Annotated in this window: 10 protein-coding genes; 4 read left to right on the top strand and 6 right to left on the bottom strand. The window is 69.3% G+C overall.

All coding sequences use genetic code 11. The annotated features are described in order from the left end of the window. Nucleotides 1-22: 22 nt before the first annotated feature. Nucleotides 23-472 (bottom strand): hypothetical protein, encoded by a 450-nt coding sequence (locus tag QFZ82_RS34655; RefSeq protein ID WP_307716887.1) that lies wholly within the window; start codon nt 470-472, stop codon nt 23-25. A gap of 194 nt (nt 473-666) precedes the next feature. Further along, complete coding sequence (locus QFZ82_RS34650) at nt 667-1,209, bottom strand: hypothetical protein (RefSeq protein ID WP_307716886.1); 543 nt, start codon at nt 1,207-1,209, stop codon at nt 667-669. A 143-nt stretch (nt 1,210-1,352) separates the two neighbouring features. Between QFZ82_RS34650 and QFZ82_RS34645 the strand changes: the two genes are divergently transcribed. Then, the gene (locus QFZ82_RS34645; protein ID WP_307716885.1) at nt 1,353-3,377 is read left to right on the top strand and encodes a S8 family serine peptidase; all 2,025 of its coding nucleotides are present in this window, start codon (nt 1,353-1,355) and stop codon (nt 3,375-3,377) included. A 251-nt stretch (nt 3,378-3,628) separates the two neighbouring features. Here QFZ82_RS34645 and QFZ82_RS34640 read toward each other — a convergent pair whose 3' ends face one another. From QFZ82_RS34640 to QFZ82_RS34630, 3 genes are all read right to left on the bottom strand, one after another. Next, on the bottom strand, nt 3,629-4,684 hold the full coding sequence (locus QFZ82_RS34640; protein ID WP_307716884.1) for an SPFH domain-containing protein: 1,056 nt from the start codon (nt 4,682-4,684) through the stop codon (nt 3,629-3,631). A gap of 3 nt (nt 4,685-4,687) precedes the next feature. After that, nucleotides 4,688-5,119 carry an NfeD family protein gene (locus tag QFZ82_RS34635; protein ID WP_307716883.1) on the bottom strand — a complete coding sequence of 144 codons (432 nt, stop codon included), beginning with the start codon at nt 5,117-5,119 and terminating at the stop codon, nt 4,688-4,690. A gap of 311 nt (nt 5,120-5,430) precedes the next feature. Next, a complete protein-coding gene (locus QFZ82_RS34630; RefSeq protein ID WP_307716882.1) occupies nt 5,431-5,895 on the bottom strand; it encodes a MarR family winged helix-turn-helix transcriptional regulator in 465 nt (154 codons plus the stop codon). A 246-nt stretch (nt 5,896-6,141) separates the two neighbouring features. On the opposite strand from QFZ82_RS34630, the gene QFZ82_RS34625 reads away from it, so the two are divergent. The 3 genes from QFZ82_RS34625 to QFZ82_RS34615 all read left to right on the top strand — a co-directional run bounded on the left by QFZ82_RS34625 (nt 6,142) and on the right by QFZ82_RS34615 (nt 9,970). Beyond that, a complete protein-coding gene (locus QFZ82_RS34625; protein WP_373429363.1) occupies nt 6,142-7,539 on the top strand; it encodes an MFS transporter in 1,398 nt (465 codons plus the stop codon). A 62-nt stretch (nt 7,540-7,601) separates the two neighbouring features. Further along, on the top strand, nt 7,602-8,528 hold the full coding sequence (locus QFZ82_RS34620) for an NADP-dependent oxidoreductase (RefSeq protein WP_307716880.1): 927 nt from the start codon (nt 7,602-7,604) through the stop codon (nt 8,526-8,528). Nucleotides 8,529-8,650: 122 nt separating this feature from the next. Further along, nucleotides 8,651-9,970 carry an aldehyde dehydrogenase family protein gene (locus QFZ82_RS34615; protein ID WP_307716879.1) on the top strand — a complete coding sequence of 440 codons (1,320 nt, stop codon included), beginning with the start codon at nt 8,651-8,653 and terminating at the stop codon, nt 9,968-9,970. A gap of 152 nt (nt 9,971-10,122) precedes the next feature. On the opposite strand, the gene QFZ82_RS34610 is transcribed toward QFZ82_RS34615, so the two are convergent. Continuing rightward, nucleotides 10,123-12,198 (bottom strand): 3-hydroxyacyl-CoA dehydrogenase NAD-binding domain-containing protein, encoded by a 2,076-nt coding sequence (locus tag QFZ82_RS34610; protein ID WP_307716878.1) that lies wholly within the window; start codon nt 12,196-12,198, stop codon nt 10,123-10,125. Nucleotides 12,199-12,225 lie beyond the last annotated feature (27 nt).

The following is a 12,225-nucleotide window of genomic DNA, read 5'->3' as shown; positions in this document are numbered from 1 at the left end:
AAGGAGCAGTCCGGCCGCGGGCTCACGAAACCGAATGGGTCACCGTCCCGCTGTAGAGCCCGCCGACGGCGTCATTGGGGATGGTGATCTCCAGGGTGGGGTTCCAGCTCGCGCTGTTGTTTCCGCTGCCCGAGGTATGGGAGAACGCGGTGCGTGGCCGCTCCAGGCTGACCCGGCTGGCACGCGTGGGCTGGCCGGGCACGAAGTCGCCGTTGCCGGTGGTGGCGGTCGCCGGCCCGGACCAGTAGTCCACCAGGTTCGGCGGGACGGTCTCGCTGGGCTGGTCCGTTCCGGTGTCGAACTGCGTCGCGAACACCTGCGCCGTCCATGTGGCGTCCGCCGCGGCCCGCTCGTCGTGCACCGTCACAGTGCCGAGCTGGCCGCTGATCGTCTGCCCGGGGAACCCGGAGCCCAGGTCGCGCGATGAGGGCACCTCGATCACGAGGTTCGACGTTGCCACGGTGAACGTCACGGTCGTGTCCCCGGACGGCCCTTGGGCGACCGCAGGCAGCGAAGCCGCGCCCACCACGGCCACGGCGACAGCGCACGAAAACATCGCTCTTCTTCTCACAGCACCACCGTATGCGGTCTGTGACGAAACGCTGACATTTAGTACTCCAGTCGTTCGTGTCCTCATCACCGTGGAGCACACGGCCACCGTCCGAGTCATGCGACTGAGTGGGTGAGCGTCCCGGTGTAGGTGCCGCCCACGGCGGACGCGGGGATCGCGACGATCAGCGTCGGCTGCCAGGCGGTGGTGTTGTTCCCGTTGCCCGACGTCTTGGCGAACGCGGTACGCGGGACGCTCAGGCTCTGCGCCTGCGCGCTCGTGGGCTGGCCCGGCACTCGGGTGCCGGGGCCGATGGTTCTGGTGGCCTGACCCGACCAGTATGAGAACCGGCTCCTGGAGATCTGCCGGGCGGCGCCACCGCCCGGCGTCGTGAAGTCGCTCGCCGACACCGTCGCCGTCCAGACCGCCGGCCGCCTGCCCCGCGTATCCGACACCCGGACTTCACCGAGCTGCCGGCTGATCGAGGAACCAGGGAAGGCCGCGCCGAGATTCACCGCAGCCGGCACGCTGATCGACAGCGTGCCCGGCGGTTGCGCGACGCGTACCACGGCAGGGCTCGTCACCGGCGCCGCTGCGCCAGGCAGCACCGTCACCACGACCGCCGACCCGACGCCCAGCAGCGTCCACAGCATTTGCACGCCGCGACTATAGAGCCCGCTGAGGGTGATTTTGATCCATCGTCACCCGTTCAGCCGGTTTCTGTCCGACTGCAACCGGTTAGCGTTCCTCGACCGGTTTCACCCATCCGCACCCCTCGGCGGATCTTCGTCCAGGAGCCCCCTTGCGCAACTCCGCACGCACAGCGACCTATACCGTCCTCGCCCTGGTCCTCACCGCCGCCGCCAGCCCCGCCCTGTCCATGCCGGCGCACCACGGCCGCACGGAGCCGACCCGGCTCGCCAACGCCAGCCACGACCACGGGAATCAGAACGACCCCACGCTGATCCGGCTGCGCACCCGTACCTTCGATCCGACCACACCGGAGGCGGAGGGCACCCGGCCGCGGGGAGCCCTGCGGTCGGTGGGTGGCCACGCGTACCTGGTCCAGTTCGCGACCACGCCGCTCGACAGGCACCGCACCGAGCTGGCGGCCCTCGGCGCCCGGATCGGCGCCTACATTCCCGACGCTGCGTACGTGGTGCGCATGAACGCCGCGGCCCGGGCACGGGTCGCCGCGCTGCCGTACGTGCGATGGGTCGGCCGGTACGACGCCGGCGACAAGTTCGAAGGCGGGGCTGTGCCGTCCCGCAGCCGCCGATATCTCATCACGCTCGTGGAACGGAACGCCGCCGACCAACGCGCGGTGGTCCAGAAGATCACCAAGCTCGGCGGGAAAGTCCACGTCGCATCGGCCGGCAGGCAACTGATCGAGGCAACCCTGAAGCCGGCGCAGGCACTTGCCGTGGCGCACCTGGACGCGGTGCTCGCGCTCGACGTCCGGACGGCACCCGAAGTCGACATGAACAACGCCCGCGCAGCGGGCGGCGCCAACATGGTCGAGACCGCACAGGGTTACCTCGGCCAAGGCGTACGCGGTGAGGTGATGGACACCGGACTGCGCACCACCCACCAGGAGTTCGCGGCATTCCCGCCGATCATGCACACCGCAAACACCACCAACACGAGCCACGGCACCTCGACGTACGGGCAGATCTTCTCCTCCGGCGTCAACGCCAATGCCCGCGGCCTGCTCCCCCAGGCACAGCCCATCTTCGCCAACAACCAGGTGTCCGACCGGTGGGCGCACACCGCGCAACTCGTCGACCCGACGGGCCCGTACCGCGCGGTGTTCCAGTCCAACAGCTGGGGCAGCGCGCTGACCTTCGGTTACAACTCGACGTCGGCGGCGATGGACGACATCGTCTTCGACCACGACATCCTGATCTGCCAGGCCCAGGGCAACACCGGTAACCGCTCTGCCCGGCCACAGGCGTGGGCGAAGAACGTGGTGTCCGTCGGCGGCGTATACCACTACGACACCCTCTCCCGCACCGATGACGCGTGGAACGGCGGCGCCGGCATCGGCCCTGCCGCAGACGGGCGGATCAAGCCCGACCTGTCGAACTACTACGACGCGGTCCACACCACCGCGAGCGGCGGCGACGCCGCGTACACCAGCACGTTCAACGGCACCAGCGCCGCCACCCCGATCACCTGCGGCTACGCAGGTCTCATCCACCAGATGTGGGCCGACGGGGTCTTCGACGGCGGCCCCGGTCAGAACCGCGACGTCTTCGCGTCCCGGCCGCATGCCGCCACCGCCAAGGCATTGCTGATCAACTCGGCCGACCAGTACGCCTTCACCGGAGAGTCCCACGACCTGGCCCGAATGAAGCAGGGCTGGGGTTCGGCCAGCGCCGGCAACCTCTACGAACAAGCACAGGACAACAACTGGCAGCTGCCGATCCTGGTCGACGAGACCGACGTGCTCACGCAGGGCCAGTCCGCGACCTACACACTGACCACCGACGGCAGCCAGCCACTGAAGGCGACGATGGCCTACACCGACCCGATGGGCTCCCCCTCGGCGGCCCAGGCGCGGGTCAACGATCTGACCCTCAAGCTCACCGCCCCGGACGGCACCGTGTACTGGGGAAACAACGGACTCGCGGCAGGCAACTGGTCGACGCCGGGTGGCTCGGCGAACACGATCGACACCGTCGAGAACGTATTCATCGAAAACCCGGCTGCCGGCACCTGGACCATCCAGGTCGTCGCCAGCCAGGTCAACACAGACGGCCACGTGGAAACCCCGGCGACCGACGCCGACTTCGCCCTGGTCGCCACCGGAAAGGTCACCGGCTGACCGGCAGGCCGGGCTGCGGAAAGCCGATTGCCGGTTGGCTGCAGCTTTATGAGAACAGGCCTTCGTTCGTCAACGCCGACCGAACCGTCCGGATGTGGACGGTTCTTCAGGCTCCCGGCCCTGGGGCCGCCGCTTGTGCGGCAGGCCCCGGGCCATGACGAGCCGGGCACTGCCGTCGCCGCAGCCGTCCGCCGTGCGGCTGCGGCCGCGGCCGCGGCCGCGGCCAGGACATGCCCGACGGCGGCCGACGGCTACTCCATGTCCGGTGACCGGCGTTGACCGTCTGTGAGGGGGCGGGGCGGGCCGGTGTCGGCCTCCGCCGCGTCGGCGAGGGCCTCGGCGGCGGCTTCCGCGGCCTGGGCCGCATCGTCGGCGGCCTGGGCGGCCGCCCTGTCCTCCGAGGACGTCTCACGGGTGGCCGGCGACTGAGGCAGCACCTCGCTGAACGCGCGGGACACACCCTGAAGTGCGGAAGTGACCTCGCTGGGGATCACCCAGAAGGTACTGCCCGCCCCTTGGGCGAGCTGAGGCAGCATCTGCAGGTACTGGTAGGCGAGCAGCTTGGGGTCGGGATCGTTGCGGTGCACGGACTGGAACACCTCGTCGATGGCCCGGGACTGGCCCTCGGCCTTGAGGATCTCAGCGGTACGGTTGCCCTCCGCCCGGAGGACAGCGGACTGCTTGTCGCCTTCGGCGGTGAGAATCTGCGACTGCCGTTGTCCCTCGGCCCCCAGAATCGCCGCCCGCTTGTCGCGCTCGGCACGCATCTGCTTCTCCATCGCGTCCTTGATGGACTGCGGAGGGTCGATGGCCTTGATCTCCACCCGGTTGACTCTCAGCCCCCACTTGCCGGTGGCCTCGTCCAGCACGCCACGGAGCTGATTGTTGATGGTGTCGCGCGAGGTGAGCGTCTTCTCCAAGTCCATGGAACCTACGACGTTGCGCAACGTGGTGACGGTGAGCTGTTCGACACCCTGCAAGAAGTCGGCGATCTCATAGGCGGCCGCTCGTGGATCCGTGACCTGGAAGTACAGGACGGTGTCGATCTCGACAACGAGATTGTCCTCGGTGATCACCGGTTGCGGCTTGAACGAGACGACCTGTTCCCGCAGGTCGATCACCGGATAGACCCGGTCGATATAAGGGATGACAAGGTTGAGACCCGGCCTCAGTGTGCGCCGGTAGCGGCCGAGGCGTTCGACATTGCGAGCGCGCGCCTGAGGCACGATGCGTACCGCCCGCACCACCGTGAATACGGCGATGAGCGCGACGATCACGCCGGCTATGAGCAACGCCGAGACTTCCATGGCTCACTCCCGGGGGTAGACCAGGGCGGTGGCACCATTGATTTCTATGACGTCGACGGTCGTTCCCGGAGGAATGACCAGCGTCTCGTCATAGCTACGAGCCGTCCATTCCTCGCCTCCGATGCGGACCCTGCCGCCCAGGCCCGACACCTCCGAGACGACATAGGCAGCCTTGCCGACCAGTGCGTCCACGCCGAACCGCTCGGCCTGAGGCTTGAGCAGGTGGCGCACCGCGATGGGGCGCACGAAGAACAAGCTGACCGCAGCGAGGACGGTGAACACCAAGAATTGCAAGGGCATCGGAAGTCCCGCCGCGGCGAACCCTGCCGTGACCAACGCAGCCGCACCCAGCATCCCGAGCGCAGCAGTGAGAGTGAAGATCTCCGCCACCGCCAGCACCCCTGCGGCGATCAACCAGATCAGCCATGGATCCATCGCGCCCTCCTGGCCGCTACGGCTCGGGCACCTCAGGCGACTGATTCACCCTTTACGCCAATTTACCCCTTTACTGGACCCCAGGCCTTTTCCCATATGCGTCCAGGCAGCCACCGAGTAGGAGTTCAGCGTTGTTCGACGACCTGGCCGACTGATCCGGAGACCTCTTCGCCCCCACTCGCGGCACGCCTTCGGCGGTCCGAGCTCCAGGCCCACGGTTGGCGAGCACGAACTGACGAGATCAGCTGGGGAGTTGAGAGGCGCGGGCGCCGAGATCGAGGTGACATACAGCGGTCGGTGCCCGGCCGCGATCAGGTGGTCTCCTCGGGGTGCAGGCGCCCCAGTAGCTCGTAGAGACTGCGGCGACCCTCCTCGTCCAGACGCGCAAAGGCTGCCGAGGTGGCCCGCATGTCGGCGCGGATGAGGCGGACCGCCTCCCTTCCCTCTTCGGTGGCGACCACGTTCTTGATCCTCCGGTCGGCCGCGTCGGCGTGCCTGGAGACCAGTCCACGCGCCTCCAGTCGGTCGACGAGTCCGGTGATGTTGGAGGCGTCGCAGGCGAGCCGCCCCGCGAGGGCGCGCATGGGCAGCGGTTGCCGGAGCAGGATCAGCATCTTGGCCTGCGTCATGGTGAGCCCGTGCATTGCGGCCGCCGCTGTCAGATCCCGGTAGTAACCGGCAGCAGCGCGCGCCAAGCGCTCCACGAGTGCGTCGTGGGCAGGGTCGCTGCCCTGCGCAGCGGAGTGGTCGGCGGGCGGGGCGGGGGTGTGGGCCATGCCTCAAGTGTAGGCGAGCATCAATGTTTGACTTCCTCAACCATTGAGGTTTACCGTCTCAGGCATTACTTGGGTTCATTGAGCATCTAGTCGTTCGACCAGTCCCCCGTCGAAGTTCCCCCCACGACGCCCCGCCCCGCACCGGAGAAAGCACCCGTGTCACAACCCCTTGCTCCGCCGCATGGCCGACGCCGAGCCGAGACCACAGTCGTCCTTGCCCTGAGCCTCGCCGCGATGATCGTGTCGATGATGCAGACATTGGTGGTGCCGATCCTCGGCCTGATCCAGAGCAGCCTCGGCGCCAGCTCCGCCGAGGTCAGCTGGGTCACCACCGCAACCCTGCTCTCGGCAGCCGTCTTCACCCCGCTGCTCGGCCGCTTCGGCGACCAGCACGGCAAGAAGCCGACCCTCATCGGCGTGCTGGCAGTGATGATCGTCGGGTCCGTCCTGGCCGCCACGACCGACTCGCTGCTCTGGCTGATCGTCGGCCGCGTGTTGCAGGGCGCCGCCACCGCGATCTTCCCGCTCGCTCTGTCGGTGCTCCGCGAGGAGCTCCCCGCCCGCCGTCTGCCGGGAGCGATGGCGCTGGTCAGCGGCACCCTGGCATTCGGCAGCGGTTTCGCACTGGTCACCACCGGCCTGCTGACCCGCGGCGAGGACGCCGACTACCACCGCGTCTTCTGGCTGGCCGCCGGCCTTGCAGTGGTCACCCTGCTCGCCGTCGTCCTCCTCGTACCGGCGAGCCGCAGTAAGACCGGCGGCCGCACCGACATACTCGGTGCCCTCACCCTCGGCCTCTTCCTGGTTCTGCTGCTGCTGCCGATCTCCCAGGGTCACGAGTGGGGCTGGACCTCCGCCCGTACGCTGGGCAGCTTCACCGGAGCGGTCCTCATGGCCGGCGTCTGGAGCTTCACCGAGAGCCGCGTCCGCGAACCCATGGTCGACATGAGGATGTTCCTCCACCGCCCGGTGCTCTTGAGCAACCTCGCGGGCCTCTTCGTGGGATTCGGGATGTTCGCCCAGTTCCTCGGCGTCTCCTACCTGGCGCAGGTGCCGAGGGACGTCGCAGGCTACGGCTTCGGCGCCTCCGTGCTCCGCGCCTCCGTCGAGTACCTGCTGCCCAGCACCATCGCGTCCCTCGTCGCCTCCCAGTTCGGCGGCCTGCTGATCCGCAGGATCGGACCACGCCTCACCCTCGCCCTCAGCGCGATGACCGGCATGGCCGGCTTCGCGTGGCTGGCCGCCGCACACTCCTCGACGCCCTCGGTCATCGGCGCCGGAATGGCTGTCGGAACAGCCATCAGCCTCGGCTACGCCGCGATGCCCGCCCTCATCGTCGCGGGGGTGCCACCCCACCAGACCGGCATCGCCAACGGCATCAATTCCATCTCCCGGTCCGTCGGCAGCTCGATCGGCAGCGCGCTGATCACCTCACTGCTCGCCTCCAGAACCATCGAGAACCTTCCGGCCGGAATGCCCCCGCTGCCCGCCGAGAGCCAGTTCACCCTGAGCTTCGCCCTTGCCGGTGTCGCCTTCGCCTTCGTCCTGGCCCTCTCGCTGATGGGCCTCAGGCGGGGACAGCAGGCACCCCGTAAGGAACACCTGCCCGCCACGGAGCCGGCCGCTGCGACTACCGCTGCCTGACGAGCCCCACCCCGATCTGCGCCACCCGCACCACTGCACCACCACACCAAGGAGTCACCACCATGAAGGCCATCACCTACCACACCTACGGCGGCCCGGAGGTCCTGGAGTACGGCGATGTGCCGAACCCGAAGCTCGGCGTGGACACCGTGCTGGTCCGCGTCAAGGCCGCCTCCGTCAACCCGGTCGACTGGAAGATCCAGGCCGGGTACCTGGACGCCGTCATGGACGCCGTCTTCCCCGTCATCCCCGGCTGGGACGTGGCGGGCGTCGTCGAGGAGACCGGCGTCGGGGTCACCGAGTTCGCTCCAGGTGACGAAGTGATCGGCTACGTCCGTGAGGACTTCGTCTCCCGCGGGACCTTCGCCGAGTACGTCGCCGCTCCGGTCCGTACGCTCGCCCGCAAGCCCGCCAACCTCTCCTTCGAGGAGGCCGCCGGCCTCCCGCTGGCCGGCCTCACCGCATACCAGGCACTGACGCGATCCCTGCGGGTGCGGGCCGGCGACACCGTGCTGGTGCACGCCGCGGCGGGTGGCGTCGGCTCCCTGGCCGTACAGATCGCCAGATCTCTCGGCGCCCGGGTCATCGGCACCGCCGGCGAGCACAACCACGCCTACCTGCGCGGGCTGGGAGCGGAGCCGGTCGCCTACGGCGAGGGCCTCGCCGACCGTGTCCACGCCCTCGCGCCGCAGGGCGTGGATGCCGTCCTCGACCTCGTCGGCGGAGACGCCCTGAAGGTCTCGCCAGGGCTGCTTGCCGAGGGCGGCCGCCTGGCCTCGGCTGTCGACGGCGCCGTGCTCGGCCTCGGTGGCGGGTACGTCTTCGTGCGACCCGACGCCCGGGACCTGGAGGCTCTCACCGAGCTCGCCGAGCGCGGGGAGCTGCGGGTGGACGTGGCCGCCACGTTCCCCCTCGAGCAGGCCGCCGACGCCCAGCGCCTCAACCGCGAGGGCCACACCCGCGGCAAGATCATCATCACCGTCGCCTGAGCCACCGCTCGCCGCCGCCCCGCCACCGGCGCCTGCGCGAAACCCTGTCGACGCCGGCGCCCGGGCGGCCCCGCGGCGCGGCGACAACCCCCCGTCCACGTACCGCACCTGTGAGGGAAACCATGAACAACCCAGCGCCCGAGCAGCCCGCCGAGCTCGTCGCCCGGCTGCGCGCCACCTTCCGCGCCGGCAGGACCAAGCCCATGGAGTGGCGCACCGAGCAGCTGCGCCGGATGCGTACCCTGCTCACCGAGCAGGGGGAGACATTCGCCGCGGCACTCCACGCCGACTTGGCAAAGAGCGCCACCGAGGCTTACCGCACGGAGATCGACTTCGTCATACGCGAGATCGATCACACCCTGGAGCATCTCGACGGGTGGCTGCGCCCCGAGCCGGCCCCGGTGCCCGCGTTCATCGGGGAGGCGAAGGCCTGGACGCAGCCCGACCCCTTGGGCGTCGTGCTGGTCATCGCCCCCTGGAACTACCCGGCGCAGCTACTGCTGGCCCCGGTGGCCGGTGCCCTGGCAGCGGGCAACGCGGTGGTCGCCAAGCCCAGCGAACTGGCCCCGGCCACCTCCGCCGCCCTGGCCCGCCTGTTGCCGCAGTACCTCGACACCGACGCGGTCGCCGTGGTCGAAGGCGGCGTCCCAGAGACCACCGCCCTGCTCGAGCAGCGCTTCGACCACATCCTCTACACCGGCAACGGCACGGTCGGTCGCATCGTGATGGCCGCGGCCGCCCGGCACCTCACGCCCGTCACCCTCGAACTCGGCGGCAAGTCCCCGGCATTCGTGGACCGGGGCACCGACCTGGACGCCGTCGCCGCCCGCCTCGCGGCCGGAAAGTTCCTCAACGCCGGACAGACCTGCGTCGCCCCGGACTACGTGCTGACCGACCCCGAGACCGCACGCGCTCTGGAGGGCGCGCTGGCCAAGGCTGTGGAGAGCATGTACGGACCGGACGCCTCCGCCTCGCCGGAGTACGGCCGGATCGTCAACGAACGCCACTTCGACCGGCTGACCGCCCTCCTCGATTCCGGCCGCCAGGTGACCGGTGGGGCGTACGACCGGGACTCCAAGTACATCGCGCCGACCGTCCTGGCCGAGGTGTCACCGGACGCGCCCGTGATGCAGGAGGAGATCTTCGGCCCGATCCTCCCGATCGTCGAGGTGGCCGGGCTCGACGAGGCGATCGACTTCGTCAACGACCGCGACAAGCCGCTCGCTCTGTACGCGTTCACCGAATCGGACACCACCCGGGAACGGCTCGCCGCCGAAACCTCCTCGGGCGGCCTCGGGTTCGGCCTGCCGCTGGCCCACCTCACCATCTCCGACCTGCCGTTCGGGGGCGTCGGGGAGAGCGGCATGGGCAGCTACCACGGCCGCTACTCCATCGAGACCTTCAGCCATCGCAAAGCCGTCCTCGACAAGCCCCTCGGCTGATCCACGCGTGAACGATGCGAAGTCCTGCCAGGTGACGACTTGGGCTACGCGTGCCGGCCTCGCACGGCGCGGCGGCCGGCCGCGGCTCCTCCTGGAGAAGTCGCGGCCGGCCGCCGCGTAACCGCCGGGCCCCACATCTGCAGTTGCCGGCGTCAGTTGAATGTCCCGGCCTCGCCGGCCAGCCGCATCAGCAACGGCGAGGGCTCCCAACCGTCATCTGCGTGGAACCGCCTGAGTCCGGAGAGGACATGTGCGGCACCCACCGTGTCGGCGTAGAACATCGGTCCGCCGCGGTACCTCGGGAAGCCGTACCCCGCGATGTAGACGACGTCGATGTCCGAGGCGCGCAGGGCTATGCCTTCGTCGAGGATGCGCGCGCCCTCGTCGATGAGGGCGAAGACGAGGCGCTGCACGATCTCATCCGCCTCGAAGGTACGGAGCTCGGTGCCATGCTTGGCGTGGAACGAAGCCAGCAGGTCGTCGACGACAGGGCTCGGGATCGCCGCTCGGCTGCCGGGCTTGTAGTCGTACCACCCGGCACCGGTCTTCTGCCCGAGCCGTCCCATTTCACAGAGGGCATCGGCGATCTCGTCCCGGGGCATGCCGGGGTCTTCCGCGTAGCGTCGCTTGCGGATTGCCCATCCGATGTCGTTGCCCGCCAGGTCGGCCGTCCGGAACGGGCCCATGGCGAAGCCGAAGTTCTCCGCGGCGGAATCGATATCGGCCGGTGTCGCGCCCGCGCGGAGGAGTTCCATCGCCGCATCCCGGTACTTGGCCAGCATCCGGTTGCCGATGAAGCCGTCGCACACCCCGGCCACCACGCCGGTCTTGCCGATCCGCTGTCCCACCGCCATGGCTGTGACCAGCACGTCGTCCGAGGTCTTGGCCCCGCGCACGATCTCCAGCAGTTTCATGACATTCGCGGGGCTGAAGAAGTGCATGCCGAGGACATCCTCGGGGCGCCCGGTGACCGCGGCGATCGCATCGATGTCGAGGGTCGAGGTGTTCGACGCCAGAATCGCGCCGGGTTTCGCCACCTCGTCGAGCCGGGTGAACACCGAACGCTTGACGTCCATGTCCTCGAAGGCCGCCTCGATGACCAGGTCGCTGTCCGACACGTCCGCATAGTCCAGGGTCGGCGTCAGGAGCGCCATGCGCTGCTCCAGGCCGTCGGGCGTCAGTTTTCCCTTGTCCACCTGGCGTTGGTAATTGCTGCGCATGACGCCCAGACCCCGGTCGAGCGTCTCCTGGCTGCTCTCCAGGACAGTGACCGGAATCCCTGCGTCCACAAAGGTCATCGCGATGCCGCCGCCCATCGTTCCGGCCCCGATGACCGCCACCGTGTCCACCCTCCGGGCCGGCGTCCCGGGCGGGACGCCGGGGACCTTGCGGGCGGCCCGCTCGGCGAAGAACGCATGGCGCAGGGCGGCCGACTGGTCGCCGTTCATCAACTCCAGGAACGTCTTCCGCTCCTCGGCCAGCCCCTCCTCGAACGGTGTGGTTGCCGCTTTCCCGACCAGAGCGAGAGCCACCGCCGGCGCCAGGAATCCTCGGCTGCGCCGGCTCAGGCGCTCCCGCGTCGCGCTCACCGCGTCCGCGTCGCCGGGATCCACACTCAGGTCCCGGACCCGCGGGAGCGGCCGTACCGCGGACATCTCGGCCGCGAGTTGCAGCGCCGCCGCCATCACGTCGCCGTCCACGAGCCGATCGAAGAGCCGTTGTCCAGGGAGGTCTCCGAGCTCTCGCGCCGTACGCGGCGCACCGCCGCTGATCATGTCCGCCGCCACGGCGGCCCCCACCAGGCGTGGCAGCCGCTGGGTGCCACCGGCGCCGGGGACCAGTCCCAGGTTCACCTCGGGGAGCCCGATCCTGCTCTTCGACGTCGCAACCCGGTAATGGGCTCCCAGCGCCAGCTCCAGTCCACCACCGAAACATGCGCCGTCGATCGCGGCCACGACGGGCTTGCCCGCGGCCTCCAGCGCCGCGATGACGTCGCCGAGCGTCGGCTCCGCGGTGGTCTTGGGCGTCCCGAACTCCGTGATGTCGGCCCCGGCGGAGAAGAATCCCTCGCGGCCGGTGAGCACGACGGCATCGACGTCGCCGGAGTCGAGGGCACGGTGCAGACCCTGCACGATGCCCTGCCGCGTCGCGTGGCCGAGCCCGTTGACCGGCGGGTTGTCGAGGCTGAGGATCGCTGTGCGCCCGATGACGCTGTACTGGGTGGACATGGTCGGCACCACTTCCTTGACGAGTAG

Origin of the sequence: Streptomyces sp. V4I23 (assembly GCF_030817975.1) — a bacterium.
Classification (GTDB): Bacteria; Actinomycetota; Actinomycetes; order Streptomycetales; family Streptomycetaceae; genus Streptomyces.
This window is presented reverse-complemented; position numbering and strand designations above follow the sequence as displayed.

Bases quoted from the DNA above. Each gene is read 5' to 3' on its own strand.
- QFZ82_RS34640 (WP_307716884.1), bottom strand. From the start codon at position 4,684: ATGGAAGTCTCGGCGTTGCTCATAGCCGGCGTGATCGTCGCGCTCATC.
- QFZ82_RS34635 (WP_307716883.1), bottom strand. From the start codon at position 5,119: ATGGATCCATGGCTGATCTGGTTGATCGCCGCAGGGGTGCTGGCGGTG.
- QFZ82_RS34630 (WP_307716882.1), bottom strand. From the start codon at position 5,895: ATGGCCCACACCCCCGCCCCGCCCGCCGACCACTCCGCTGCGCAGGGC.
- QFZ82_RS34625 (WP_373429363.1), top strand. From the start codon at position 6,142: ATGATGCAGACATTGGTGGTGCCGATCCTCGGCCTGATCCAGAGCAGC.
- QFZ82_RS34620 (WP_307716880.1), top strand. From the start codon at position 7,602: ATGAAGGCCATCACCTACCACACCTACGGCGGCCCGGAGGTCCTGGAG.
- QFZ82_RS34615 (WP_307716879.1), top strand. From the start codon at position 8,651: ATGAACAACCCAGCGCCCGAGCAGCCCGCCGAGCTCGTCGCCCGGCTG.
- QFZ82_RS34610 (WP_307716878.1), bottom strand. From the start codon at position 12,198: ATGTCCACCCAGTACAGCGTCATCGGGCGCACAGCGATCCTCAGCCTC.